A 26,445-nucleotide genomic window follows, 5' to 3' on the forward strand; every position below is an offset into this window, starting at 1 on the left:
CTCTCAGAGCAGCTCCTCCATTATTTTGTCATAAACATTCTGGTATTTATAAGGCCAGCTTTCACATACAGACTGTGCAGCAGCAAGATTTGGCACATTGATGCTGAGATCAACGATGCTGACGCCGCTTTCGATGATCCGCAGACGTACCGAGTAGCTGCCCTCTTTGGTGGGATAGTAATCTGCAGGAGTCAGGAGATGTTCTTCGATCTTGCAGTGGAGGGAATTGAGATATTCTTCCACTTCTTTCTTGATGTCAGAGGAAAGTTCTTTGGAAAAATATTTCAGAGTGTTTTTTCCCTCGGAGGTCAGTCGATAGTAACTGCGGTTGGACTGTGAAGACATTTCCACCAGATCTGCCTCCACAAGTTCGGAAACTGCCTGCTGGAGCTGAAAATAATTGGTGTATTTCCGGTCCAGGATAAAATCGGTGATCTGGGAATTTGTGAGATCCCCATCGGAATTCTGCAGCATATATAAAATAATAAGCTTATAGGTTGTAAAAGGTGATGCCATAAGAATCCTCCTTTTTACTGGCTGCGGGAAAAGGCTTCGAGAGCTTTTCCCTGAAAACTTGCTCTTTCTTTCATCCGGTGATGAAGAAGGTTTAAAACTTCTCGTTTGCGGCTGGCCCATAAAGGTGCGATCAGCAGATCCTTCGGTCCGTCGCCGGTGACCCGGTGGATCACGATATCCGGTCTGAGATGTTCCAGACAGTCAATGACAAGGTTCAGATACTCGTCCCGTTCATAAGTGCGGAAAAGACCGGCTTCATGATCAGCGGCAAGATCTGTACCACGCAGTACATGAAGAAGCTGCAGCTTGATCCCCTGGATATCCATGGCGTTCAGATAAGCCATTGTTTCCAGGATATCCTTCCGGCTTTCGCCGGGAAGCCCCAGGATGGTGTGGACGATCACTTCGATGCCGCCTGCGCGGAGATTTTTCACTGCGGTATCAAAACAGGACAGTGGATAGCCGCGCCGTATATATCTGGCGGTATCTTCATGGATAGTCTGGAGCCCCAGCTCCACCCACACCGGTTTGATCTGGTTCAGGGAATCAAGAAGCTCCAGTACATCATCTCCCAGACAGTCCGGTCTGGTACCAATGGACAGTGCCACGATATCCGGATGGGAGATGGCTTCTGTGAAGATCTTACGCAGGTGTTCCACAGGAGCGTATGTGTTTGTATATGCCTGAAAATAGGCGATATATTTATGAATCGGGCGTTTGGAAGAGAGACTTTTAATCTGTGTGTTGATCTGCTCTGTAATGGAAAGAGCGGCGTTTGCTGCAAAATCTCCGCTTCCGCCCTGGCTGCAGAAGATGCAGCCTTTTTTGCCCAGGGTGCCGTCACGGTTGGGACAGGACATGCCGCCGTTTAAGGCAACCCGGTAGACCTTTTCGCCGTATCGCTCCCGGAGCATATAGTCCAGAGAATGATAAGGCTTGTCGTTCCAGCGCTTCATTATGCCTCTTTCGGTTCGTTTTTCTCTTCGCCGTTTTCTTCGTTTTCATCTTTCGGTATATAGTTATCGAAGATCTTTACAAAGATCTTTGATTTCCAGTAGGCCAGCGTGGAAAATCCCATCAGAATAAAAAGCATGATCAGGATGGATGTAAACTGTGCGTAGCTCACATAAGCAAAAAGCCACATCAGTAGGAGCGGAGACGCAGAGATCACAAGCATCAAAAGTGTCAGCGGAAGATGGCGGACGGACATCAGGAATGCATTTACAAAGGTATTCTTGACGGAATTAAAAAATTTGGAAAGGATCGGATAAATGTACAGAAGGATCATCGCATAGATCAGTGCAAATGCAATGAACAGACTGAAAAGTCCTTTGTACATAGCTCCGCTTCCGGCTCTGGCGATCCGAAGATCGATAAACAGAACAGCAGCGGTGAGGAGCATGATGATATTGATGATGGTCGCCTGTTTGAAGTTCTGTTTGAAGGAGTGGAAAAAGCTGCGGGCAATATAAGATTCTTCGTCTCTTGCCATCTTCAGTGTGACATAGTAGAGAGCTGTTATGGAGGCGCCTGCGGTGACAACCGGAATACAGCAGAGGATGCACAGAAAATTCAGAAGAAGCAGGTCTGCTACGCGTCCCATGAACACGAAGAATTTGTTGTCCATGTTGAAAAAACGATTCATTTGATAAGTCTCCTTTTCTTTTGGATATTATTTTAAGTATACCCAATCACAGCAGAAAAAGCAAATCCCAAATGTTTTCCGGGGCAGTGGAAATGGGAAAATCATGTGTCCGCCATAGAAAGACAAAAAAGAGAAATAGTTTATTAAATTTTCCTAAAAGGCTTGCTTATCACGATTTAGAGTGTTAAAATATCAGTATTGTATTAGACGAAATTCATGTATTTTAAAGGAGCGTAACAATGAGCAAAAAAATCAGGACGGAGGCTGTGGATCATCTTTTTGAAGCGATCCTGTGCCTGAAGGACAAGGAAGAGTGTTATACATTTTTTGAGGATGTGTGCACCATCAATGAGCTGCTTTCTTTATCTCAGCGCTTCGAGGTAGCCAAGATGCTTACTGATAAGCGTACATACCTTGATATTTCCGAGAAAACAGGAGCTTCCACAGCTACGATCAGCCGTGTGAACCGTTCCCTGAACTATGGAAATGATGGTTATGAGATGGTATTTGCACGTATGAAGAAGGATAACGGGGAGCAGGGCGGCGAAGCAGAATAAGGCTTACGTCCATACCGTGATGATAACGGATAATGCTGTAACGAAAAAGAGACAGGCGATCGTGCGTCTGTCTCTTTTTTTTCGGTGCGCCCGGCGACGCACGTTTATGATCGGATGTGAGCTCCGGATATTATTTGTCTTTTTTTGAGGAATCCGTATCTTTTGAGGAATTCATGTGGTCGATCATGTTTTCGATGATCATTTTTTTCATGTATACGTCGAAGCTAAGAAGACAGATAAAGGAAAACTGGTGAAGGAATTCCTTATCCTCCGGGTCGGCGTCCTCAAAAATTTCTCCGGCACTTTTGAAACGGCGCATAAGATCCTTTTCCAGGTAACGGATCTGTGACTGCTCCATACTGAAAACCTCCTGGTAGATGTAAGTCATGTCCTTTTCTGTAACGGACTTGAAGTATTTCTCGGTGATCGGTCCCAGAAGGGTCTGGATATCACTGATGGAGAGGATATTTTTAAAATAGTAGATAAAGATCAGCATCAGCAGATGCTCCCGGGAATACCGCTTTTTTTCCGGCGGGGGAAGGAGCTTGTTCTTTGCGTAATTGTTGATCATGGTCTTGGTCAGGATCTTGTCATCATCATGACGCTTGGTGGAAGCGAGATTATCTTCCATAAAGGTTGTGACCTGATCCATGTAAAGAGCAATATTGGGAATTTCATCGGGTTTTATATAATCAAGCTCAGCAATTTTTGCAAAAATGCTGTTCATCATTTCTTTTTCGTTTTCTGTCATCGCATTATCACCTCTGCTCCCTATTATATAGTTTTAAATACTACTTGTAAAGAAACTTTTTTTCAGAGAGGTGGGTTTACCGGAAAGTAAAGTCATGATAGTATATAAAGATACTGTTCATATGGAAAAAGAAATGGAGATCAAAATGAGTATACATGATGCTTTGGACACATTGAATCCTATGCAGCGGGAAGCTGCCGTACATACAGAGGGACCACTTCTGATCCTCGCAGGAGCCGGTTCCGGAAAAACAAGAGTGCTGACCCACAGGATCGCCTATTTAATGGAAGAAAAGGGTGTAAACCCATGGAATATCCTGGCGATCACCTTTACCAACAAGGCCGCCAGTGAGATGCGGGAACGCGTGAATAAAATTGCGGGAATGGGTGCGGAGAGCGTATGGGTCTCCACCTTCCATTCCGCCTGCGTGAGGATCCTGCGCAGACATATTGAGGTGCTGGGCTTTGGCAGTAATTTTACCATCTATGATGCCGACGACCAGAAAACAGTCATGAAGGAAATCTTCCGGAAGTTTGATATCAATACCAAGATCTACAAGGAACGAGGCGTTCTTGCTGAGATTTCCCATGCCAAGGATGAACTGATCACACCGGAAGAGATGGAGCTGAATGCAGGCGGCGATCCGGATGCACGGAAGATTGCCGGTATGTATAAGGAATATCAGTCTATCCTCCGGGGAAACAATGCGCTGGATTTTGATGACCTGATCGTGAAGACGGTGGAGCTTTTTCAGCATAATCCGGATATCCTGGACTATTATCAGGAACGTTTCAAATATATTATGGTGGATGAGTATCAGGATACCAATACTGCCCAGTTTAAATTTGTAAGTCTTCTTGCTGAGAAATACAAGAATCTCTGTGTGGTTGGTGATGATGATCAGTCCATCTATCGTTTTCGTGGAGCAAATATCGGGAACATCTTAGGATTTGAGAAGGTTTTTCCTGAGGCTAAGGTGGTGCGCCTGGAACAGAATTACCGTTCTACCCAGAACATCCTCAATGCAGCCAATGAGGTGATCGTCAACAACACAGAGCGTAAGGAAAAACGCCTCTGGACAGAGAACGAAGAGGGCGATAAAGTCCATTTCCGTCAGTTTAACAACGGATTTGAGGAAGCGGAATATGTTGCGGGTGAGATCATCCAGGGACGGCGTAACGGGAAATTTCAGTATAAGGACTGCGCGGTACTTTACCGGACCAATGCCCAGTCCCGCCTCTTCGAGGAAAAATTCCTCCTGGCAAATGTTCCTTATAAGATTGTCGGCGGGGTGAACTTCTATGCCCGTAAGGAGATCAAGGACCTGTTAAGTTATCTGAAGACCATTGACAATGCAAGTGACGATCTGGCTGTGCGAAGGATCTTAAATGTGCCGAAAAGAGGAATCGGCGCTACCAGCATCGGCCGTGTCCAGGATTATGCGGATATGATGAACCTGAGCTTTTATGATGCCCTCCGTGTGGTGGAGGAAGTGCCATCCATTGGCCGGGCAGCAGGAAAGATCAATGATTTTGTATCCTTTATCCAGGGACTTAAGAGTAAAGCAGAGGCATACACAGTCCGTGAAACCCTGGAAGAAGTCATCGAACTGACCGGTTATGTGAAAGAGCTGGAAGCAGAAAAAACGGAGGAATCCCAGGCGAGGATCGAGAATATCGATGAGCTGATCTCCAAGACAGAATCCTTCCAGGAAGCCATGGAAGAGGCAGGACAGCCGGCAACACTTTCTGCATTTCTGGAAGAGATCGCACTGGTGGCAGATATTGATTCTGTTGATCCGGATCAGGATTATGTGCTGCTGATGACTCTTCACAGTGCCAAGGGACTGGAGTTCCCAAATGTATTTATCGTGGGAATGGAGGACGGTGTTTTTCCGGGATATGCTTCCATCTGGTCCGGTGATCCGTCGGATATCGAGGAGGAGCGAAGGCTCTGTTATGTGGGGATCACCCGTGCCATGAAGGAACTGACCTTAACCTGTGCAAAACAGCGGATGATCCGTGGGGAGACTCAGTATAACCGTGTGTCACGTTTTGTAAGGGAGGTTCCACGGGAGCTGGTAGATCTTGGACATACCATTCAGGAGAAAAAGCCCAGAGTAGATGATATCGTATCTCCGAAAAGCGCCTATGCCCAGATGAAAATGAATTTCCAGGCAAAAACAAGCCTTCAGAAGAAGGATTTCACCGTTACCAAGGCAGCGAAGCTGGATTACGGAGTCGGTGATACCGTGCGCCATGTGAAATTCGGAGTTGGTATCGTGAAGAATATTGTAGAAGGCGGCCGGGATTACGAGGTAACGGTAGATTTTGACAAAGTCGGTGTGAAAAAAATGTTCGCAGGTTTTGCCAAACTGAAGAAGATCTGAAAATGAAATGGCCGTTTTGCATATATTTTGTGAAAATATTTCGAAGCAGCTGCAAATAACATTATTCCGGAATGTTCCTGTTAAAATTTGCGTAAGTTATGGTAAAATCAGACATATGGTGGTATAATAAGAACACTTAGGAAAGGTCGGTACAGTGATAGAATATTTTTGCTGTGCTGCCGGTTTACTGTCAGACAGTACAGCCGAACAGAAAGAAAGGATGGTGCAGTGTTATGAATTTAAATACAACAAAGCTTGAAGAACTGCTTGCAACACTGAAGAAAAAAGAAGAAGAGAAAGATAAGAACACAGTCCTTTGGGTACTGGCGATCATCGGCGCAGTTGCAGCTGTTGCAGGAATCGCATTTGCAGTATATCGTTTCTTCGCTCCGGATTACCTGGAAGATTTTGAAGAAGATTTTGATGATGACTTCGATGATTATTTCGAGGATGAGGAAGAGTAAGAACTTTCACTGCAGAGGCTGTTTTGAACAGATCAGAATGGCTGTCTGTTATGTATGAATATGAGAAGCGGATAATTGAAGCCCCGGCGCGATACCGGGGCTTGATTTTTGAAAACGGACCGTGAAACGCTGGCGTTCATGAGCAGACAGTAAAGAGGATCCTGAATGTTCGAACTATTGTCTGCTGGTTATAAAACAGAAAGAGGATTTATGAAAAAAGGTGAAATTTACGAAGGTATTATAGAAAAAGTGGAATTTCCAAACAAAGGTTTTGTTTGGGTTGATGACCAGAAAGTAATTGTAAAAAACGGAATCCCGGGACAGAAAGTCCGGTTTATGATCAATAAGAAACGTTCCGGCCGGGCGGAAGGACGTCTTCTGGAGGTCCTGGAGAAATCTCCCCTGGAAACAAGAGAACCTGCCTGTCAGGAGTTTCCGGCATGCGGCGGCTGCATGTACCAGACCATGAGCTATGAGGCGCAGAAGGAGATGAAGGAGCGCCAGGTGAGAGAACTTCTGGATGGGGCAGTAAAAGAAAGTCTGGCTAAGATCGGGAAGAACGGTGATGGGACGGAAGAAGCTGAGGCTGCAGATCATTTATATCACTGGGATGGGATCTACGGCAGTCCTATTGAGTTCGGGTACCGCAATAAGATGGAGTTTTCCTTTGGGGATGAGTATAAGGATGGGCCGCTGTCCCTTGGACTTCACAAGAAGGGAAGCACTTACGATATCCTGAATACGGATGATTGTAAACTGGTCCATCCGGATATGACGAAGATCCTGGTCTGTGTGCGGGAGTTTTTCCTGGAGCGTAATGCCAGCTTCTATAAAAAGCTGCAGCATGTGGGGTATCTTCGACATCTTCTTCTTCGAAGAGGCGTCACAAGTGGTGAGATCCTGGTCCATGTGGTAACCACCACCCAGGAAGAATATGATCTGGAGCCTCTGAAAGAACAGCTTCTTGCGCTTCCGCTGGAAGGGAAGATCGTGGGGATCATGCACATTTTAAATGATTCTTTATCCGACGTGGTACAGAGCGACGAGACGAAGATCCTTTATGGAAAGGATTATTTCTATGAAGAACTTCTTGGACTGAAATTTAAGATCAGCACCTTTTCCTTTTTCCAGCCAAATTCCCTGGCTGCAGAGATCCTGTATTCCAAAGTGCGGGAATATGTAGGAGATACCAGAGATAAGGTAGTGTTTGATCTTTACAGCGGAACAGGAACTATTGCACAGCTTGCAGCGTCTGTTGCCAGCGAGGTGATCGGTGTGGAGATCGTGGAAGACGCGGTAAAAGCCGCCAGAGAAAACGCTGCACTTAACGGCATTGATAACTGCCGTTTTATTGCCGGGGATGTGCTGAAGGTTCTGGATGATGTGCCGGAGAAACCGGATATGATCATCCTTGATCCGCCCAGAGATGGCGTTCACCCCAAAGCCCTTCCAAAGATCCTGGCTTACGGCGTAGACCAGATCGTATACATTTCCTGCAAAGTTACAAGTCTTGTGAGAGACCTCCCGGCATTTTATGAGGCAGGATATGAGATGACCCACGCCTGTGCAGTGGATCAGTTCTGCCAGGGCGTTCATGTGGAGACTGTGGTGGGACTACAAAGGAAAGATATCTAGAAATCCTTGAATTTACGCACTTTGTAGAGTTTTTCAGTTTCAACAAAATCGGTGAAAATCACAAGGAAAAGTTGCTTGTGCAGAGAGTCACCGTTGTGGTTGCCTTAGACCTCGGTACGGGGAACACAAAAAATCCTGAATATGAAAGTGAATAGTGGACTATCAGATATTTGATAGATTATAGGGATACTTGTTAAAAGCGGGTGTCCCTATTTTTTATGGGGCATTCCAGAAATGGAGTGTCTTTTTATACCTAAATATTAAAAATTCAGGAGGAAAATGAAAATGACAAACACAGCGTTAAGAGCAGAGAATAGCAATTCTCGCACAATTACTTTCAAGAGCAGGGAACACGAAAAATTTTATGAGGAATATCTGAAAAAATGCAGATATCAGGATGTCTACCATCGGGCTTTGGTTTATTGCCTGGGTATCGACAGAGACACAAGAAATAATGTGAATAAAATCTATAATTTTAAAACTGGATGTGTAAAAACGGAATGCCTGCTGGAAGGATGGCAGACTAGTGGAAGTTTACGGATTGTCCGTATGGCATTTAACCTTTACTGTAATGGAACACCAAGTGTCGGAGATTATGAGGCAGAGGAAGATCAGTTAAAAGAGTGTCAGTATTATACCGTAGAAGATCTGTTTTGCTGCGGATATGCCCGGTATTTTTGGGAAGCCATTAAAATCCGTTATCCAGAGTATTGTTTTTACAAAGACTGGGAGGATATGTATGCTGAAAATTAGATTACAGGGTACTTTGAGGGACATTCAATGGTTTTGCCGTATTTTGGAAAATCATAAGGAATTGGATGTCCTGGAAGTATCTGATGCTTATGCAAATAAAGGAACAAGTAAATATTTTCGTGTTTATGTAGAAGTAGAAGAAAAACAGTAAATCGGAGGAAGGTATATGTGTAAAGTAATTGCTATTGCAAATCAGAAGGGCGGAGTAGCCAAAACAACGACAACCATCAATCTGGGAGCCGGACTGACAAAGAATGGGAAAAAAGTAGTGCTGGTAGATGCAGATCCGCAGGGACATCTGACAATGGGAATGGGATTTCCCAAAAATCTCAAAGTGACTTTAAAGAGTATGATGGAAAATATCATCATGGGACTGGAGTTTGATCCAAAGGAAGCAGTCTTGCACCATGAAGAAGGGATGGATCTGATTCCGTCCAATAAATTGCTTGCCGGAATGGATATGTCCTTATTTACAGTTGAGGATAGGGAAAAAGTACTGAAAGAGTATCTGGAACTGTTGAAAGATGAATATGATTATATTCTGATTGACTGTATGCCATCATTGGGAATGCTGACAATCAATGCGTTGAGTGCAGCGGACAGTGTATTGATTCCGGTACAGCCACAATATTATGCGGCAGATGGACTTATGGAATTACTGAAAGTGGTAAAAGGAATCCATCAGAGGTTTAATCCGGAATTGCAGATAGAAGGTATTTTGTTCACAATGGATAATTGCCGTTACAATAATGCAAAGAGAAACAAACAGGCAATTAAAACTACATATGGAAATGACATTAAGATTTTTGAGCAGACGATTCCGAGAACGGAAAGTCTTGCAGAAACAGCATCTGAAGGTGTAAGTATATTTGCTTATGATGGAAAAAGCAAAGGGGCAGACAGTTACAGAGAACTGGTTCAGGAGGTGTTGAAACATGCGTAGACCGAAAAAAGAGATTCAGCTTACCTCTTATGATGAGTTACTGGGATTAGAAGAATCACCGGAAAAGAGTATGAACCAGATTGTGGAAATAGAACTGGAAAAGCTCTATCCTTTTAAAAATCATCCATTTCGTGTGAGCGATGATGAAAAAATGGATGAGACAGTAGAGAGTATTAAAAACTACGGTGTTTTAAATCCTGCTCTGGTAAGACCCCGATCAGAAGGTGGATATGAACTGATTTCAGGTCACAGGAGAAAAAGAGGCTGTGAACTGTGTGGCAAAACAACTATGCCGGTCCTTGTCCGAAACTATACAGATGATGAAGCTGTCATAATTATGGTCGATTCCAACATTCAGCGTGAAAATATTCTGCCAAGTGAAAAGGCTCATGCCTATAAGATGAAATATGACGCTATGAAACACCAAGGAAGTAAAGGTGAAAAATATACGGCAGATATGGTTGGTGAAACAGCCGGGGACAGTGGAAGAACCGTGCAGAGATATATTCGTCTGGCTTCATTATCAGATGGATTATTGGAATATGTGGACGATAATAAAATCCCTATGATTGTGGGTGAAAAATTGTCTTATCTGAAACCACAGGAACAGGAATGGCTTCTGGAAGGAATTGTCAACAGTAATATCTTTCCGACAAAACAACAGGCAGAACAATTAAAGGAATGCAGTGCAAATGGAAAATTAACTCAGGGTTATATCTATGCCGTTTTATTGAAAAAAGAAAACAGTAAAATCAATGTAACAATTCCGGCAAAAAAAATCGGCAATTATTTTCCAGAGACATATTCTAAAGAACAGATAGAAGAAGTTATTTTTATGCTTTTGGATAAGTGGAAAGAAAACAGAGAAGGAGTAGCAGATGCAGAAGATACAGTTTGATTATTTTACGGGAATGGAAGCGGAACAATACAGCTTTTATCGTGTCCCGAAAGTGCTGTTTACAGAATCATGCTTTAAAGCTCTTTCTTGTGAAGCAAAGGTATTATACGGCCTGATGCTGGACCGTATGAGCCTGAGTATTAAAAACCGCTGGCTGGATTCAGAGGACAGAGTATATATTATTTTCACGGTGGAAGAAATTGCAGAGCTGATGAACTGTGGAACCCAAAAGGCAGTGAAGCTGGTAAAAGAGCTGGACAGTAATAATGGGATTGGACTGATTGAAAAGAAACGTCTGGGACTGGGAAAGCCTAATGTTATTTATGTGAAAAATTTTATGCTCAGAGAAGTGCCAGACCAAAAGCCGATGGATAGCTGTGCAGATTTGCAATCAGAGCAGAAAAATCATAGAAAATGTGCAGATCTGCAATCTGAGCAGGGAAACCATGAAGAATGTGCAAATCTGCAATCAGAAGCTGAGAATAGGGAAAAAACAGGTACTTTTCTGAATTGTGAAAATCATCATTCAGGAGTAGTGAAATCCACAATTCAGGATTGTGTGGAATCACAATTACAGAATGGTGAAAATCACAATTCAGGAATGATGAAAACCACAAATCAAGAATTTTCAGAATCACAATTCCAAAATGGTGAAAATCATCATTCAAGAATAGTGGAAATCACAAAACCAGAATATCCGAAATCACAATCTAATAATACTGATATTAACAAGACTGATATTAGTGAAACTGAGATAAATCAATCCTATCCAATCATATCAGGTAATCTGAAAAAGAAAAGGGATGTGATGGAGGAGATGCGGACATATCGGGAAGTGATTCATGAAAATATAGATTATCAATATCATGCCAGAGAAGATGTGGATGAACTGGTAGAACTGATGATTGAAGTTATGATGATGCCGGAGGACAGTATGATTCGGATTGCAGGGACAGAAAAGCCAGTTGCTTTGGTGAAAAGCAGGTTTATGAAGCTGAATTATTCACATATCGAATATGTGCTGTTTTGTCTGAATCGAAATACGACCAAGGTTGGAAACATTAAAGCATATCTTTTGACTGCCCTGTATAATGCCCCGGCAACGATAAACAGCTATTATCAGGCAGAGGTTAATCACGATATGTATGGAGGATAAAGGAACATGAGAAATATGATAAAAAAAGTTATTGTTCCAGCACTGGTGATTGTTGTATTGTTTGCAGTGTTGAGACCGCTTTGTATCCAGGATGGGAAGTGCAATTATTTATTGCTGTTGCTACTGATGGGGATACCATTCGGAATTGGAAAAATGTGTGTCTGGATGGTTCCAAGAGGGTTTGACCTTGGAGGAACACTGGCAGTATGGACAATGAATTTTCTGATCGGAGGATTGATAGGAAGTGTCGTTCTTCTGGCAATGGTTGGACAGGCAATCATTTATCTTAGTGTTTTCCTGCTCACAGTTATTACAGGAATACATAAAATACCGAGAATAAAATGAAATAGATCTTTTGAAAAGCAGCTAAGACAAAATTAGCTGCTTTTTTTCTGGAAACTTTGCGACACAATGTCGTAAAGCTGGGATAAATTGCAGGAAAGGAGACACCGTATTGAGCAATCGTGCAATTTCCACAGAACTTATTGAATTGGGAGAACGGATCAGAAAACGCAGGCAGGAAATGAAGTTGTCACAGGAATCTTTTGCGGAAAAAGCAGGTATCAGTGTCAATACGGTCAGCAGGATAGAAGGAGGGCAAACGGCAATGTCTGTTGAGATTTTCAGGAAGATGATTGAGATCCTGGAAACAGATGCCAATATCCTGATGGGAAAAGAGGGGGACGATGCAGAAAAAAGAAAGCAGTTTGAGGAAGTATTTTATCGTATTCAGAAGATGGAATGGAAAGAGCAGAAAATTATCATGCAGACAATAGATTCACTGATAGAAAGTTTTAATGAGTACAGGTGAAATTTCACCATATATGGGGTGTAAAACAAAAAAACTCCCCATATATGCTAAGGATAATAGTTTTTTGTGCTGTTAAAATAGCAAACAGAGAGAAAGAGACAGAAACAAGGAAGGGAGATAGGATTGATGACCAGACAAGAAAATTTAATCTATCGGAAGCAGTGTCCCTATGATGCAATGGGAGACTATTCTGTTTTAATGGAAAATGAAAAGAACATAAAAACGGAAAGAAATGCAAAGAAGTCTGACCGGGACATCAGACGGAAAATAAAATAGAGGATGCTGTAAATTAGCAGAAAGGGCAGTAAGGAAGTTTCAGGCTCTCGTTAAAAAAAACGGGTGTGCCGGAAGCTGTTTTTTACTGCCCTTTTGCCAGTAGATCAGCAATAATCCTATCCTTTCTGCTGATGGGCACCTGTTGCCAGCAGGCAGAAGGGTGGTAATCATGCTGACATTGCAGGAATTGAAACAGGTTGTAGGTAACAGGGAAGAAAGAAGAAAGGTTCCGTCCGCCAGGTATTTAAGAGAAAACGATGTGGCAGTTGTAAAGCAGAGACTGATAGATGGTGCGGAAATTATTGCGTATCAGACAGGATATGTTTTCTATTGCGTGGGTGATTATGGAACGGTTTTTCCTTTATTTACCTGTCGAGATTATGTATATGAAGCAGGAAGAAAAATAACAGTTGTTAAGGAAGATTTTTTTGATAATCAGCCCTGGTATGTGCGGTTGATATTAGAAGGTGAAGATCGGCTGTGCAGGAACAGGGAGGTACGAGAACATAATAATTGCATTTCATACAGCCATATTTCAGAAGGCTGGTGTGAATTGGTGGATAAAAGGCAGAATGTACTTGAAAAACTGATCATAGAAGAAGCTATTGGAGAATTCATGGATCTGCTGACTGACCGGCAGAGACAGGTGATCCATCAAATTTATTTTCAGCAGCGTACACAAAGAGAAGTGTCACGGGTGTTTGGAATTACAGAACCGGCAGTATCAAAATGTATTTCACAGGCAAAGCAGAAAATGAGAAGAAATGCAGGCAGACTGATCGGAGTGCTTCAGAAGGGAGAATAAAAGATGCGTGGTAAAAAACCAAAGGAAAGACAACGGTATGTGCTGCGTGTAAATGAAACTCTCATAGAAGTTACCAGAGACGTATATCTGGCATGGTACCAGTCAAGAAGAAAAGAAAGATACCAGCTTGAAAAAATGCAGAAAAATGGTGTGTGCGGAATAGAAAAAGTAGGGGAAACGAGTTACAACAGTTATTTGCATATATTATCACCAGAAGAAATAGTCATCAGGGTGTCAGAAATACAAGAGCTGCAGGAAGCACTGAAATATTTGTCTGAAGAAGAAATGGAATTGATAAGATTATTATTTTTTGAAGAGTACACAGTTAAAAAAACAGCACAGTATTTCGGGTGTTGTACAAAGACAATCAGAAACAGGAAAAACAAAGTATTGCAGAAACTAAAAGACAGGCTGGAAACTTTGTAAGTTTTTGCTGTTTCAAAAAAATTTTATAAAAAAATTTCAAACAGGTTAATTTTTGCCCTTTCACACATGCGGTTAGTGGAGGGGCAAATGTCTATTTTAATTCAAAACAATAAATTCCCCCCTAAAAGTGAACCTTGACAATTTCATATCAGCAGCAAGAGGATACCTGAATTTCCCAGCTACGCATCTGGCGGCGGGCATTCGGTGACAACGTGAAGGGCAATGGATGAGAGGCACCCTTGGCAGGAATGATTACGAATTACCTCTTGCGGCTTAAATAGCTCAATCCTGTTTTTATTTAAAAGTCAATCCAAGACATAAGGGAGGTGGTTCCTATGATTGATTCATGCAGGTGTAAGCCTGAACGAAAGTGGAGTAAATTATCGAAGAAAGAGAGGACTCAGTCAAAATGAAAATGCGATTTAAAAGATTCTTGTCAGGATTTATGGCAGTTGCAACTTTGGCGTCTGTTATCGTTCAACCAGTCACGGTTTCTGCTTCTGAATTAGAACCAGAGCCAACTTCATTTGAACAGCAATATCCGGAACTGCAGGATGTGCAGGATACTCTTGATAAAGATGAAATTGTGGAAGCAAAGGATATTGAGATTCCCTATGGAGAAGAATTTGAGGTGGAAGTCGATCTGTCCGGTATAGAGGGCGTGAATGAAAAAAAGGTGAAAGTTTTATTCCATGAAGCAAAGAGTGAAGCCGGTACAGATTTTGACGCACATACACCGGATACCTACAAAGCTGTCTATGCAGTAGAGCCAGTCAGCGGTCACCCAGCTTACAGAGTAAGCAGAAACATTACGGTAAAAGAGCCAGAAACAGAAGAACAGACAAAGAGTTCTTCTGAAAATACAGTTGGTGAAGGAAATGCCGGTGAAACAGAAGATTCCGGTAATGCGGAGGAAGATGCTGATTCGGACAGGGCAAAAGAGATTGTGACTGATCTTACAGATGGACAGGAAGTAACAACAGATGAAGAATCTGGTCTGACTGTTTCAGAAGTAATGGATCAGGCAGAAAATGAAGGAATTGACTTGTATGAGATGGAGCCGGGTGAAACAGTGACATTTATGGCGGCAGCAGGAAATGCAAGAAGTTCACAACAGGTTTCAGTGACAAGAGGTGCCGAATACCGATATGCGGATTATGGTTATGGAACTTATCTGACGTATCAGTATACCGTAAAATTCGGTAATGTGTCCGCCACAGCTTATTGTGTACAGCCGTCCAAACCGGGACCTGGTACGGGAACATATACAATCAATAAGGTTGGGGATGGCAAAGCACTGGCTAAAGTATGCTACTATGGCACAAAAGCCTCTGGCGATGATGGATTTTTTACAGAAGAAAATGGCTATGGAAACCTGAGTGCAGGAGCCAGATTTATTCTGGTACATCTTGCTGCGTCATATGCGAATGGCAGTTCCGATGCTTTTTCTGGTGCAAACACTACTGCACAGAATCTTGCGAAAAAACTTTATAATTATTGTATTTCTCAGCCAGATATTCCGGATGTGGCAATGTCTTTTTCAGATGCAGATGTGACAGCTTATGTAGATGGCAACAGCCAGAGAACAAAGGAAATCACTTTTAAAGCAGATGAACTGCAGAGTATCACAATGAAACTCCCAAGTGGTGTGAAACTCCATAACGTGACAACCGGAAAGACAAGCAAAGCTGGCGAAGCAGTGGAAATCAGTGGTGGAACCAAGTTTTACTTATCTGCACCTCTTACACAGGTACAGGATGTCGCAGGAAACTGGTCTGCAACGATGAAAGGCAGTGTAACAAAAGATTATTCTGCGTATAAGATCAGTACCGGATCTGGTTCACAGGACCTGGCACTGGTATTTGGTGAAGGTGTTGATGATGAAAAATATGTGGACTTCAAAGTAACATGGGTACAGTACGCAAGTGTTAAGGTGATTAAAAGAGATGCAAAAGCAGACGCAAAGCTGGCAGGTGCCGTGTTTGGTTTATACAGTGATGCAAACTGTACAAATTTGATCACAAAGTTACCGGCAACTGATGCGAATGGGGAAGCGTCCGTACAGATCATTAAGACACAGAATACCGTATATCTGAAAGAGATTACAGCTCCGACAGGATACCGTATCAATGCAACTGCCTACAACGTAAAACTGGAAGTCAGCAAAACAGCAACTGTGACTGTTCCGGATGAAGAACAGATGGGCCAGCTGACTGTTTATAAAGAAGGTCAGGTTCTGACAGGTGCAGATGTCACCGAGAATGGAACAACATTTAAGTATGAGAAACGCAGACAGAAAGGTGCGATTTATGATGTGTATGCCGGGGCAGATATTAAAACTGCTTATGGTGCCAAGGTTTACAGCAAGGGTGATCTGGTCAAAGAGAATCTGACAACAGACTCGAATGGGGCAGTCATTCTGAAAAACCTGCATCTTGGTACATATATCGTCAAAGAAAAACAGGCTCCGACCGGATTTTATAATGCCGGGGAAGAAAAGTCTGTCACTCTTTCTTATGCAGGACAGAATGTAGATGTTGTTTTTTCTGAGACAACCTTTACGAATGACAGACAGAAAGCAGAAGTGATTGTGACAAAGCAGGATAAGGATACAGAAAATCCTCTGGATGGAGGAATTTTTGGACTTTATGCAGCCAGTGACATTAAAAATGCAGATGGAACGGTTGTTGTAAAGAAAGGCACTCTGATTGAGAAAGTGACAACTGGAAATGATGGAATGGCGAAGTTTACCGCAGACCTGCCGCTGGGATTTTCCTATGATGTAAAGGAAGTACAGGCTCCGGAAGGCTATCTGAGAAATGCGGATGATGTCTATACGTTTACTTTTTCTTATACAAACGATAAGGAAGCGAAACTGACATTTAAGCATACCTTCAGAAACGAGCGTGTGATAGCAAAGATTTCCTTACAGAAGCAGGATAAAGAAACAAAGAAGGCTGTTCCACAGGGAGATGCTACTTTAGAAAAGGCAGTCTATGGACTGTATGCCCGTGAGGATATTGTCCATCCGGATGGAGCAACTGGTGTGATCTACAAAGCAGGCGAGCAGGTTGCCACTCTCACAACAGATAAGAATGGACAGGCTTCCGTAGATGGATTATACCTTGGTAATTACTATGTAAAAGAGATTACTCCGCCAACGGGTTACCTGGCAGATGAAGAAGAACATGATCTGGTCTGCAACTACGATGGTGATCTTGTAGCGGAAGTGAAGCGTGACTGTCTGTCTCTGGAACAGGTGATGAAGCAGCCATTTGAGATTATCAAGGCAGCGAACAACGGAAAGACAGATGCCGATTTACTGAAAGGTGCAGGATTTACCGCTTATCTGGTATCATCCCTGACAGTAAAAGAAGATGGCAGCTATGACTTTGATTCTGTCAAGCCGGTAGTGATAGGGGAAAATGGTGCAACAGAGATCTTTACGGATGAGAAAGGGTATGCCCGCAGTATTGCACTTCCTTATGGAACTTACATCGTCCGTGAAACAATCACGCCACATAATTACACTCCGGTCAATGATTTCATCGTGCAGATTACGGAAAATCATCCGACTACACCGCAGGTATGGAGAGTGCTGCTTGACAAAGAGTTTGAAGCAAAGCTGAAGATCATCAAACAGGACGATGAGACAAAGAAAGCAGTGCTTCAGAAGAATACAGAGTTTAAGATTTTTAACCTGGATACAGAAAAGTATGTGGAACAGGTAACAACCTATCCGACGACGGTAAAACACAAATCTTATTTTACAGATGAGCAGGGATACTTAATCCTTCCACAGAATCTGAAAATTGGACATTACCGTATTGAGGAAGTGAACGCACCTTATGGATATACGCTCAATGAGAATTACTATGAGGTGAATGTAGATTCCAATACAGCATATCAGATGGACGGAACTTCCGGCGATGTGATCATCGAGATTGTATACGAGAATCATCCGGTTAAGGGAGAACTGAACATCGTAAAACAGGGTAAGGTCTTAAATGGTTATAAAGATGACTTTACTTATCAGAAAGAAACTCTGGAGGGAGCAGTCTTTGAGATGTATGCTGCAGAAGATATTTATACAGCAGACTTCCAGAAAGATGATAACGGAAACCGTATCCTGGAGTATGCTTCCGGGGAACTGGTAGGAACTGTTACCACGGATAAGGATGGAAAGGCACAGATCACCGACCTTCCACTTGGAACCTATAAGATTGTTGAAAAGACAGCACCAGAGGGCTTTGTGTTAAACGAAGAAGCACAGACAGTAACATTTGAATACAAAGACCAGAAAACACCAGTCATCGAGCAGACAGCAACTTTTGAGAATGACCGTCAGAAAGTGGAAGTGTCCGTAGTAAAACAGGATGCAGAGACAGAAACGGTTGTGGCAGGTGCAGAGTTTGGCATCTATGCAAAAGAAGATATTCTGACACATGAAGAAGTGATTGTGAAGGCAGATACCTTACTTGGAAAAGCAGTCAGTGGGGAAGATGGAAGGGCAGTATTTGACGTTGACCTTCCATTTGGTACTTACTATATCAAAGAACTTGCAGCTCCGGCAGGGTATGTCTCTTCTTTTGAGACTTTGGAAGTGACTGCCAAATATCAGGGACAGGATGTGAAAGTGGTAGAGCTGGAATCTGTATTTAAGAACCAGCCGACAAAAGTAACCTTTACGAAGTCCGATATTACGACAGGCGTGGAACTTTCCGGGGCAACGCTTACGGTGCTTGATAAGGATGGAAATGTGGTAGATACATGGAAGTCTGTAAAGGGTGAGGAACATCTGATTGAAAGACTCACAGCCGGGGAGACGTATACCCTTCGTGAAGAAATGGCTCCTTATGGCTATCTGATGGCGGAAGAAGTTTCTTTTACTGTGGACGATACTGCCGAGATCCAGAAGGTAGAGATGAAAGATGCAGTGCCAACCGGAACACTTATCATCAATAAAAAAGGTGAGTTCCTGGAGAAAGTATCTGCACTGGATTCCATTGGCGGATGGATGAAGCATCTGTTTGAATATCTTTCCGGTTCCCTGAAAGAGGTTACTTTTGAGGTTTATGCCTTAGAAGATATAAAAGCAGCGGATGGCGAGAGTGAAGATTACTACAAGAAAGATGCACTGGTAGCAACGATCACGACGGATGAAACAGGCGTGGCAAAACTGACAGACCTTCCTCTTGGCAAATACTATGTCAAAGAGAAAGAGACAGCAAGTGGATATGTCTTGGATGGAGAAACTCGTGAAGTAGATTTGACTTACCGTGACCAGAATACCGCAGTTGTTACTTATTCCGCTGACTGGCAGAACAAACGTCAGAAGGCAGAAGTGAACGTGCTAAAGAAAGAAAAAGATTCCGACCGTGTACTGGAAGGGGCTGTATTTGCCCTGTGCAATAAAGAAGATATTGTCAATGCAAAAGGCGATGTGATCCTGAAAGCAAATACGGTTATTGAGGAGCAGGCTACGGATAAGGAAGGAAAACTGACCTTTACGGCAGATCTGCCACTTGGCTATACCTACTATGTGAAAGAAACTTCCCCGGCACCGGGATTTGCGACAACAGACCAGGTACAGGAATTTACTTTTGAATATGGTGGGGCAGATAAGGAAACACTGTCTTATGCGTTCACTTTTGAAGATGAGCCGACAACCGTAGAGTTTACCAAAACATCCCTGACAGACGGAAAGGAGATTGAGGGAGCAAAACTAAAAGTCACAGATGAGAGTGGAAACACTGTGGATGAATGGACTTCCGGTAAAGAAGCACATATCATCAAAGAACTGACCGCTGGCAAGAAGTACACCATGACAGAAACACTTCCTGCGGACGGTTATGTGACAGCAGAGAGCATCACTTTTACGGTGGAAGATACCAGTGAAGTACAGAAAGTGGAAATGAAGGATGATGTGACAAAAGTGCAGATTTCCAAGACCGATATTTCTGGTAAGGAGCTGCCAGGAGCGAAACTGACAATCCTTGACAAAGATGGAAAGACCGTAGAAAGCTGGACATCTGAAGAAAAACCACACTATATTGAGATGCTTCCAATCGGGGAATATACCCTTCGTGAAGAAACTGCACCGGACGGTTATCTGGTTGCAGAGGATGTAAAGTTTACGGTCAAAGATACTGGAGAAATCCAGAAGGTTGTGATGAAGGATGAGGCGAAACCGGAGGAAACTCCAACAGAGACACCGACGGAAACACCAGAAACCACACCAACGCCGGAGACGAAAACCACAGAAGAAACAAAGAAATCGACTTCACCAAAGACAGGAGATAATACTCCGATTCTGTTCTGGATTCTGCTTGCAGGGGCTGGAATGGCTGGTCTTGGTGGCACAGTGATTCTTCGCAAAAGAAAAAATAAGAGATCATAGGATTTTTCAGTAATGGATGAGGGCATTTATGGACACAGGATTCATAGATGCCCTTTTGAAAAATTTCAAGAGATGTGAAGGGAGAAAAGAAGATGACAAAAACAGTATTGATCGTTGCTGCGGCTGCAGTATTTCTGGTATATGGATTTGTCCTTTGGTGCTGTATCAAAGTGGGGGTGGAATCAGAAAAAGAATATATGAAACTGGCAGAAAAGAGAGGAAAGGAGCAGCAATGTGATAAATGAGGATAAGACAGCAGTGAGAGAAGAAAGGGCGTGGTGTGATTGCAGGATGAAGTGAATGAGAAAACAGTCTCACTTTGTATCCGCTGTGGCAAGGTCACTGCCAACTTGCTGAAAGCTGCCATGGTAAAGGCTCTTGCAAAGATGGAGCAGGAGAAAAAACAGCAGGGACAGAAAACAAACCAGAAGCAGCCCCAGAAGGAAAAGGAGGATAAGACCTACAAGGGAAAACAGAGCCTTGATAAGCTGATGAAGCAGAATGTACAGCTGTCCAACATTGAGATCACAGATGGAAACATCAAGTCTTTTGAACGGGTAGCAAAGAAGTACAGCATTGATTTCAGCCTGAAAAAAGATGTGACTGCGGACCCGCCAAGATACTATGTGTTCTTTAAGGCAAGGGATGCTGATGTGATGACTGCCGCTTTTAAGGAATACACGGGCAAGTCTCTGAATAAGGACAAAAAACCATCTGTGAGGAAGAAGTTACAGCAGGCAATCACCAAATCGCTTGCAAAGCACAGGGAACTGGAGAAAACAAAAGGAAAGGAGAAGGAGCCGTCATTATGAGCAGATTACAGAAGTTGCTTGGTGTAGGAAAAGGATACCTGGAGAGATTACCGCCGGTGGATGTACATAAGCTGCTTCGGATTGTTCTGATGAATCTTACATATATCGTGATCTTTTATGTGGGAAATAAGCTGGCATGGTTATATCAATACTGTGTAGGTGATTCCATGATAGAAAGACTGATGGTACTGATCTTAAATTTCCAGATGGCATTTAGCAGGATTCTCCCAAGTATGCATAAAAATGAATTGCTGGTTGGGATTACTGGAGCCGTGGCAGTGAAGCTCATGGTCTACATGAAAGGAAAAAATGCCAAAAAGTTCCGGCAGGGAGTGGAGTATGGTTCGGCAAGATGGGGGACGGCAAAAGACATTGCACCCTTTATCGACCCGGTATTTGAAAACAATATCCTGCTGACCATGACGGAACGGCTGACCATGAATGGCAGACCAAAGAATCCGAAATTTGCAAGGAACAAGAACGTGATTGTAATTGGCGGATCTGGTTCCGGAAAGACCCGGTTTTATGTAAAACCAAATCTAATGCAGATGGGAAAATATATCAGCTATGTGGTCACGGACCCCAAGGGAACGATCATCATTGAGTGCGGAAAGATGCTGGTACGCCATGGATATAAAGTGAAAGTATTGAATACGATCAATTTTTCCAAGAGTATGCATTATAACCCGTTCCACTATATCCATTCAGAAAAAGATATTCTGAAACTGGTGAATACTATCATGGTAAACACCAAAGGAGAAGGGGAGAAGTCCAGTGAGGATTTCTGGACGAAGGCAGAAAGGCTTCTGTACTGTGCATTGATTGGCTATATCTGGTATGAAGCACCGGAGGAGGAACAGAACTTTGCGACACTGCTTGAATTTATCAATGCATCGGAAACAAGGGAAGATGATGAGACATTTAAAAATGCAGTAGATATGCTGTTTGAGGAACTGGAGAAAGAAGAACCGGAACACTTTGCAGTACGTCAGTATAAAAAATATAAATTAGCCGCCGGCAAAACGGCAAAGTCGATTTTGATCAGCTGTGGAGCAAGGCTGGCACCATTTGATATTGCGGAGCTTCGTGAGATCATGAGTTATGATGAAATGGAACTGGATATGGTAGGGGATCAGAGGACAGCATTGTTTATCATTATTTCAGATACCGATGATACGTTTAACTTTGTTGTGGCAATGATGTACAGCCAGTTATTTAACCTGTTATGTGACAGAGCAGACGATGTACACCATGGACGATTGCCTTATCATGTCAGAATATTAGCTGATGAATTTGCGAATATCGGACAGATTCCGAAATTTGATAAGCTGATCGCAACTATTCGTAGCCGTGAGATTTCAGCATCCATTATCCTCCAGTCGCAGTCACAGCTCAAGACCATCTATAAAGATGCTGCTGAAACCATTTTAGGTAACTGCGATACGATGTTGTTCCTTGGCGGAAAGGAAAGTTCCACATTAAAGGAGATTTCCGAGACACTGGGAAAGGAAACGATTGATTTATACAACACTTCTGATACCCGTGGACAGAGCCGTTCTTATGGGATGAATTACCAGAAAACAGGAAAGGAATTGATGAGCCGGGACGAGCTTGCGGTCATGGATGGCAGTAAATGTATCCTTCAGCTGAGAGGTGTCAGACCATTTTTCAGTGACAAGTTTGATATTACCAAGCATAAACGATACAAGGAATTGTCGGACTATGATAAGAAAAAGGAATTTGATGTGGAAGCGTATATGCGGCATCGGATGGAAGCGAAGCTGACAAGGACACAGGAATTTGACCTGTATGCCTTTTCAGAGGAAAGTCTGGCAGAAGAATTAAATACAGAAAACAAGGAAGCAGAGCATGTGAAAGATTCGGACACATAGCTCTTTTTCTTTGCCCTTATAGGGAGGTGATGGATTTGAGAGATCATGAAAGGCCGCCCATAAGGGCAGAGCCGGAAGAGACTTCTTAAAACATAGATAGAAACCGAGAAAAAGCAATGATTTGAAAGGAGACAACGACTATGGCGTTTTTTAATCAGGCAATTAATATTTTACAGACTCTTGTAGTAGCGATCGGAGCTGGTCTTGCAGTATGGGGTGTTATCAACCTGCTGGAAGGTTACGGAAACGACAATCCGGGTGCAAAATCCCAGGGGATTAAGCAGCTGATGGCGGGAGGTGGTGTTGTTTTGATCGGCACCCAGCTTGTACCGTTACTTTCCGGTTTGTTTAGCTGAGAAACTTAGGAGGGAGATGACTCATGGATCGGATATTTGAAGCGATTGAAGAATGGATGAGGAATCTTCTGACAGGCATGGTAAGTTCCAACCTGACAACAATGTATACCGATGTCAATGAAAAGACCGGTCAGATTGCTGCTCAGGTTGGGCAGACACCGCAGGGCTGGAATGGGAACATTTTCAGCATGATACAAAATCTTTCCGATTCGGTCATTGTACCGATTGCCGGTATGATTATTACCTTTGTGCTTTGTTATGAGCTGATTTCCATGTTAACAGAAAAGAACAATATGCACGACATCGACACCTGGATGTTCTTTAAATACTTTTTCAAGATGTGGGTGGCAGTCTGGATCGTCAGCCATACCTTTACGATCACGATGGCGGTATTTGATGTCGGGCAGTCCGTAGTCAGCCGGGCAGCTGGAGTTATCAGTTCTGATACAGCGATCAATATAGATACGATGATCTCTACAATGGAAACGGCGATGGAATCTATGGAGATTGGTGAACTTGTCATACTGGCACTGGAAACGATGCTTGTAAGCCTGTGTATGAAGATTATCTCAGTCTTTATTACAGTGATTTTGTATGGACGTATGATTGAGATTTATCTCTATTCGTCCGTTGGAGCGATCCCGTTCGCAACCATGTCCAACCGGGAATGGGGGCAGATCGGGAACAACTATCTTCGTGGATTGTTTGCACTGGCATTCCAGGGATTTTTTATGATGGTCTGCGTGGGAATCTATGCGGTCCTGGTCGCAAACATCCAAATGTCAGATAACATACATTCTGCATTGTTCGGCGTGATGGCATACACGGTGATCCTGTGTTTCAGTCTGATGAAAACAGGAAACTTCGCCCGCAGTATCTTTAACGCCCATTAAGAAAGGAGGAATTGGCAATGGCATTTGTATCTGTGCCTAAAGACTTAACCAAGGTCAAGAATAAGATCATTTTCAATCTGACGAAACGGCAGCTGATCTGCTTTGGGATTGCGGCGGCGGTAGGGCTTCCGTTTTATTTCTTAAGCAGGGGAATTATTGGTTCCAGTAACGCAGCGACCGGGATGTGCCTTCTGATGCTTCCGGCATTTTTGTTTGCCATGTATGAGAAGGATGGGCTTCCGTTAGAAAAGGTCTTAAAAAATATGATCACCGTAAAATTTATCCGTCCTCCGGTACGCAAGTACCAGATGGAAAATATGTACGAGAAAAAATATACCGTGGTCAGAAAGAAGAAAGGGGGAACGAAGAGTGTTAAAAAGAAAAAACGATAGACAGCCGCCACAGAGTTTAGACGAATTATATCCGGATGATTACTGGCTGGATGAGGAGGATGGAGAAGAAGAACTTCCAGACCCCGCAATGAAAAGAAGACCAGTAAGCGGCAGACTGCATGATGAGCCGATGGTGACAGGGTATGAAGCACTGGAACGGCAAAGAGGTGTCCGCAGACCGAACCGGAAACTGACACGCAGGGAAAAGAAAGCCCTCAAAAGGGCACAGAAATATGAAGAAAAACTGCATAAGGAACATGAAAAAGCGGATAAGAAAAATGCAAAAAGGGAAGCAAAGCTGGCAGCCAGAGCAGAAAAGCAGGCAGTGCGTGACGCAAAGAAAAACGCAAAAAAGAAAAAGAGCAGACCTGTCGCAGCACCGTCGGGGCAGCGTCCGGCAGGAAAAGTGGTTTCCGGAACGAAAGGCAGTGGGACAGGAAAGAAAACACCGGATAGTGCCAGAGATAAGAGGATCACTGCACAGCAGTCGATTCCATACCATGAGATGGGAAGGGACGGTATCTGCCGGGTGCAGGACAAGTTTTATTCCAAGACGATCCGTTTTTATGACATCAACTATCAGCTGGCACAGAATGAAGATAAGAACGCCATCTTTGAAAACTGGTGTGATTTCCTGAATTACTTTGACAGCACAATTCATTTTCAGCTGTCTTTTATCAACCAGCACAGCAACATGGCAGAGTATGAGAAGGTCATCCATATCAATCCGCAGGAGGATGCATTTGATGACCTGCGTATGGAGTTTGCCCAGATGCTCAATAACCAGCTGGCAAAAGGAAATAACGGGCTGATGCGTACCAAATATATCACATTTGGGATTGAAGCGGAGAATATCCGGGAAGCACGGCCAAAACTGGAACGTATCGAGTCGGATATTCTGAATAACTTTAAGATCCTTGGGGTATCTGCCTATCCGCTGAACGGAGAGGAACGGTTACAGATCATGTATGAAACCTTTAACCAGGACAGCAAAGTTCCGTTCCATTTCTCTTATGACGATGTACTTCGGACAGGGCTTAGTACCAAGGATTATGTCGCACCGACCAGTTTTGTATTTAAGAATGGAAAAGATTTTGAGATAGGCGGCACGATGGGAGCTGTTTCCTATTTACAGATCCTTGCACCGGAACTTACCGACAAGATGCTGGCAGAGTTTCTGGAGATGGACAGTAACCTGATGGTAAATTTCCATATCCAGTCCATCGACCAGATGAAGGCGATCAAACTGGTGAAAAGCAAGGTGACGGATATTAACCGTATGAAGATCGAGGAACAGAAAAAAGCGGTCCGGGCAGGTTATGACATGGACATTATCCCTTCGGACTTAAATACATACGGTGGGGAAGCAAAAAGGCTTCTGGAAGATCTGCAGTCCAGAAATGAGCGAATGTTCCTTGTGACAGCGTTGTTTTTAAATACCGCACCGACCAAACAGGAATTGGAAAATGTGGTGTTCCAGACTGCCGGCATCGCACAGAAATATAATTGTGCATTGAAACGGCTGGATTACCAGCAGGAGCCGGGACTGATGAGCTGCCTGCCGCTTGCGATGAATTTTGTGCCAATCAAACGGGCACTGACAACGACATCCACAGCAATTTTTGTTCCGTTTACCACACAGGAATTATTTATGGCTGGGGAATCTATTTATTAT

General features: G+C 43.2%; 24 protein-coding genes and 1 pseudogene. 21 read left to right on the forward strand and 4 right to left on the reverse strand.

The window, feature by feature from the left end; all coding sequences use genetic code 11:
• Window positions 1–3: 3 nt before the first annotated feature.
• From ABCM67_RS09820 to ABCM67_RS09830, 3 genes are read right to left on the reverse strand one after another with little or no spacing between them, the layout of a single operon-like run.
• Window positions 4–516 carry a DUF4364 family protein gene (locus ABCM67_RS09820; protein ID WP_059086750.1) on the reverse strand — a complete coding sequence of 171 codons (513 nt, stop codon included), beginning with the start codon at window positions 514–516 and terminating at the stop codon, window positions 4–6.
• A gap of 14 nt (window positions 517–530) precedes the next feature.
• On the reverse strand, window positions 531–1,472 hold the full coding sequence (locus tag ABCM67_RS09825) for a TIGR01212 family radical SAM protein (protein ID WP_147603278.1): 942 nt from the start codon (window positions 1,470–1,472) through the stop codon (window positions 531–533).
• Window positions 1,472–2,161 carry a YesL family protein gene (locus tag ABCM67_RS09830; protein WP_022426525.1) on the reverse strand — a complete coding sequence of 230 codons (690 nt, stop codon included), beginning with the start codon at window positions 2,159–2,161 and terminating at the stop codon, window positions 1,472–1,474. The genes ABCM67_RS09825 and ABCM67_RS09830 overlap by 1 nt, the downstream gene beginning before the upstream one ends.
• Before the next feature lie 239 nt (window positions 2,162–2,400).
• Between ABCM67_RS09830 and ABCM67_RS09835 the strand changes: the two genes are divergently transcribed.
• Window positions 2,401–2,718: a YerC/YecD family TrpR-related protein gene (locus tag ABCM67_RS09835; RefSeq protein WP_015526079.1), complete on the forward strand. Its 318-nt coding sequence runs from the start codon at window positions 2,401–2,403 to the stop codon at window positions 2,716–2,718.
• Between the two features lie 130 nt (window positions 2,719–2,848).
• Here the strand turns inward: ABCM67_RS09835 and ABCM67_RS09840 are convergent, their stop codons facing one another.
• Window positions 2,849–3,469 (reverse strand): DUF1836 domain-containing protein, encoded by a 621-nt coding sequence (locus ABCM67_RS09840; protein WP_021651658.1) that lies wholly within the window; start codon window positions 3,467–3,469, stop codon window positions 2,849–2,851.
• Between the two features lie 145 nt (window positions 3,470–3,614).
• On the opposite strand from ABCM67_RS09840, the gene pcrA reads away from it, so the two are divergent.
• The 20 genes and pseudogenes from pcrA to ABCM67_RS09940 all read left to right on the forward strand — a co-directional run.
• Window positions 3,615–5,858, forward strand: coding sequence for a DNA helicase PcrA (pcrA, locus tag ABCM67_RS09845; RefSeq protein ID WP_147603317.1), 2,244 nt, complete (start codon window positions 3,615–3,617; stop codon window positions 5,856–5,858).
• 233 nt (window positions 5,859–6,091) lie between these two features.
• Window positions 6,092–6,322: a hypothetical protein gene (locus ABCM67_RS09850; RefSeq protein WP_015526073.1), complete on the forward strand. Its 231-nt coding sequence runs from the start codon at window positions 6,092–6,094 to the stop codon at window positions 6,320–6,322.
• 210 nt (window positions 6,323–6,532) lie between these two features.
• On the forward strand, window positions 6,533–7,957 hold the full coding sequence (rlmD, locus tag ABCM67_RS09855) for a 23S rRNA (uracil(1939)-C(5))-methyltransferase RlmD (protein WP_342992827.1): 1,425 nt from the start codon (window positions 6,533–6,535) through the stop codon (window positions 7,955–7,957).
• A gap of 285 nt (window positions 7,958–8,242) precedes the next feature.
• On the forward strand, window positions 8,243–8,710 hold the full coding sequence (locus ABCM67_RS09860; RefSeq protein ID WP_096241087.1) for a DUF6075 family protein: 468 nt from the start codon (window positions 8,243–8,245) through the stop codon (window positions 8,708–8,710).
• Window positions 8,697–8,861 carry a hypothetical protein gene (locus ABCM67_RS09865; RefSeq protein ID WP_173700017.1) on the forward strand — a complete coding sequence of 55 codons (165 nt, stop codon included), beginning with the start codon at window positions 8,697–8,699 and terminating at the stop codon, window positions 8,859–8,861. The genes ABCM67_RS09860 and ABCM67_RS09865 overlap by 14 nt, the downstream gene beginning before the upstream one ends.
• Before the next feature lie 15 nt (window positions 8,862–8,876).
• Complete coding sequence (locus ABCM67_RS09870; protein ID WP_096241086.1) at window positions 8,877–9,653, forward strand: AAA family ATPase; 777 nt, start codon at window positions 8,877–8,879, stop codon at window positions 9,651–9,653.
• Window positions 9,646–10,551: a ParB/RepB/Spo0J family partition protein gene (locus ABCM67_RS09875; RefSeq protein ID WP_096241085.1), complete on the forward strand. Its 906-nt coding sequence runs from the start codon at window positions 9,646–9,648 to the stop codon at window positions 10,549–10,551. The genes ABCM67_RS09870 and ABCM67_RS09875 overlap by 8 nt, the downstream gene beginning before the upstream one ends.
• Window positions 10,532–11,707: a DUF6017 domain-containing protein gene (locus ABCM67_RS09880; RefSeq protein WP_096241084.1), complete on the forward strand. Its 1,176-nt coding sequence runs from the start codon at window positions 10,532–10,534 to the stop codon at window positions 11,705–11,707. Before ABCM67_RS09875 ends, ABCM67_RS09880 begins: the two co-directional genes overlap by 20 nt.
• A 15-nt stretch (window positions 11,708–11,722) precedes the next feature.
• Window positions 11,723–12,052 (forward strand): DUF6050 family protein, encoded by a 330-nt coding sequence (locus tag ABCM67_RS09885; protein ID WP_342992828.1) that lies wholly within the window; start codon window positions 11,723–11,725, stop codon window positions 12,050–12,052.
• A 109-nt stretch (window positions 12,053–12,161) separates the two neighbouring features.
• Window positions 12,162–12,518, forward strand: a complete 357-nt coding sequence (locus tag ABCM67_RS09890; protein WP_096241082.1) for a helix-turn-helix transcriptional regulator — start codon at window positions 12,162–12,164, stop codon at window positions 12,516–12,518.
• Window positions 12,519–12,963: 445 nt separating this feature from the next.
• Complete coding sequence (locus tag ABCM67_RS09895; RefSeq protein WP_096241081.1) at window positions 12,964–13,599, forward strand: sigma-70 family RNA polymerase sigma factor; 636 nt, start codon at window positions 12,964–12,966, stop codon at window positions 13,597–13,599.
• A gap of 3 nt (window positions 13,600–13,602) precedes the next feature.
• Window positions 13,603–14,025 (forward strand): sigma-70 family RNA polymerase sigma factor, encoded by a 423-nt coding sequence (locus ABCM67_RS09900; protein ID WP_096241080.1) that lies wholly within the window; start codon window positions 13,603–13,605, stop codon window positions 14,023–14,025.
• A 409-nt stretch (window positions 14,026–14,434) separates the two neighbouring features.
• The gene (locus ABCM67_RS09905) at window positions 14,435–20,425 is read left to right on the forward strand and encodes a SpaA isopeptide-forming pilin-related protein (RefSeq protein ID WP_342992829.1); all 5,991 of its coding nucleotides are present in this window, start codon (window positions 14,435–14,437) and stop codon (window positions 20,423–20,425) included.
• A 92-nt stretch (window positions 20,426–20,517) separates the two neighbouring features.
• A complete protein-coding gene (locus ABCM67_RS09910) occupies window positions 20,518–20,670 on the forward strand; it encodes a hypothetical protein (RefSeq protein WP_342992830.1) in 153 nt (50 codons plus the stop codon).
• Between the two features lie 39 nt (window positions 20,671–20,709).
• A complete protein-coding gene (locus ABCM67_RS09915; RefSeq protein ID WP_004612793.1) occupies window positions 20,710–21,237 on the forward strand; it encodes a PcfB family protein in 528 nt (175 codons plus the stop codon).
• On the forward strand, window positions 21,234–23,129 hold the full coding sequence (locus ABCM67_RS09920) for a type IV secretory system conjugative DNA transfer family protein (RefSeq protein WP_342992831.1): 1,896 nt from the start codon (window positions 21,234–21,236) through the stop codon (window positions 23,127–23,129). The genes ABCM67_RS09915 and ABCM67_RS09920 overlap by 4 nt, the downstream gene beginning before the upstream one ends.
• A 140-nt stretch (window positions 23,130–23,269) precedes the next feature.
• Complete coding sequence (locus ABCM67_RS09925; RefSeq protein WP_005338487.1) at window positions 23,270–23,485, forward strand: Maff2 family protein; 216 nt, start codon at window positions 23,270–23,272, stop codon at window positions 23,483–23,485.
• A gap of 23 nt (window positions 23,486–23,508) precedes the next feature.
• On the forward strand, window positions 23,509–24,378 hold the full coding sequence (locus ABCM67_RS09930; protein WP_096241070.1) for a CD0415/CD1112 family protein: 870 nt from the start codon (window positions 23,509–23,511) through the stop codon (window positions 24,376–24,378).
• Window positions 24,379–24,395: 17 nt separating this feature from the next.
• Window positions 24,396–24,770, forward strand: a complete 375-nt coding sequence (locus ABCM67_RS09935) for a PrgI family protein (RefSeq protein WP_096241069.1) — start codon at window positions 24,396–24,398, stop codon at window positions 24,768–24,770.
• Window positions 24,748–26,445, forward strand: a pseudogene (locus tag ABCM67_RS09940) (conjugal transfer protein TraE); the annotation flags it as partial. The gene ABCM67_RS09935 and the pseudogene ABCM67_RS09940, both read left to right, overlap by 23 nt.

Source organism: Blautia sp. 2227st1_G12_2227SCRN_220401, from assembly GCF_039062885.1.
GTDB classification, from domain to species: Bacteria; Bacillota; Clostridia; order Lachnospirales; family Lachnospiraceae; genus Blautia_A; species Blautia_A fusiformis.

Coding starts and splice junctions, on each gene's coding strand:
- ABCM67_RS09820 (WP_059086750.1), bottom strand. CDS start 516: ATGGCATCACCTTTTACAACCTATAAGCTTATTATTTTATATATGCTG.
- ABCM67_RS09825 (WP_147603278.1), bottom strand. CDS start 1,472: ATGAAGCGCTGGAACGACAAGCCTTATCATTCTCTGGACTATATGCTC.
- ABCM67_RS09830 (WP_022426525.1), bottom strand. CDS start 2,161: ATGAATCGTTTTTTCAACATGGACAACAAATTCTTCGTGTTCATGGGA.
- ABCM67_RS09835 (WP_015526079.1), top strand. CDS start 2,401: ATGAGCAAAAAAATCAGGACGGAGGCTGTGGATCATCTTTTTGAAGCG.
- ABCM67_RS09840 (WP_021651658.1), bottom strand. CDS start 3,469: ATGACAGAAAACGAAAAAGAAATGATGAACAGCATTTTTGCAAAAATT.
- pcrA (WP_147603317.1), top strand. CDS start 3,615: ATGAGTATACATGATGCTTTGGACACATTGAATCCTATGCAGCGGGAA.
- ABCM67_RS09850 (WP_015526073.1), top strand. CDS start 6,092: ATGAATTTAAATACAACAAAGCTTGAAGAACTGCTTGCAACACTGAAG.
- rlmD (WP_342992827.1), top strand. CDS start 6,533: ATGAAAAAAGGTGAAATTTACGAAGGTATTATAGAAAAAGTGGAATTT.
- ABCM67_RS09860 (WP_096241087.1), top strand. CDS start 8,243: ATGACAAACACAGCGTTAAGAGCAGAGAATAGCAATTCTCGCACAATT.
- ABCM67_RS09865 (WP_173700017.1), top strand. CDS start 8,697: ATGCTGAAAATTAGATTACAGGGTACTTTGAGGGACATTCAATGGTTT.
- ABCM67_RS09870 (WP_096241086.1), top strand. CDS start 8,877: ATGTGTAAAGTAATTGCTATTGCAAATCAGAAGGGCGGAGTAGCCAAA.
- ABCM67_RS09875 (WP_096241085.1), top strand. CDS start 9,646: ATGCGTAGACCGAAAAAAGAGATTCAGCTTACCTCTTATGATGAGTTA.
- ABCM67_RS09880 (WP_096241084.1), top strand. CDS start 10,532: ATGCAGAAGATACAGTTTGATTATTTTACGGGAATGGAAGCGGAACAA.
- ABCM67_RS09885 (WP_342992828.1), top strand. CDS start 11,723: ATGATAAAAAAAGTTATTGTTCCAGCACTGGTGATTGTTGTATTGTTT.
- ABCM67_RS09895 (WP_096241081.1), top strand. CDS start 12,964: ATGCTGACATTGCAGGAATTGAAACAGGTTGTAGGTAACAGGGAAGAA.
- ABCM67_RS09900 (WP_096241080.1), top strand. CDS start 13,603: ATGCGTGGTAAAAAACCAAAGGAAAGACAACGGTATGTGCTGCGTGTA.
- ABCM67_RS09905 (WP_342992829.1), top strand. CDS start 14,435: ATGAAAATGCGATTTAAAAGATTCTTGTCAGGATTTATGGCAGTTGCA.
- ABCM67_RS09910 (WP_342992830.1), top strand. CDS start 20,518: ATGACAAAAACAGTATTGATCGTTGCTGCGGCTGCAGTATTTCTGGTA.
- ABCM67_RS09920 (WP_342992831.1), top strand. CDS start 21,234: ATGAGCAGATTACAGAAGTTGCTTGGTGTAGGAAAAGGATACCTGGAG.
- ABCM67_RS09925 (WP_005338487.1), top strand. CDS start 23,270: ATGGCGTTTTTTAATCAGGCAATTAATATTTTACAGACTCTTGTAGTA.
- ABCM67_RS09930 (WP_096241070.1), top strand. CDS start 23,509: ATGGATCGGATATTTGAAGCGATTGAAGAATGGATGAGGAATCTTCTG.
- ABCM67_RS09935 (WP_096241069.1), top strand. CDS start 24,396: ATGGCATTTGTATCTGTGCCTAAAGACTTAACCAAGGTCAAGAATAAG.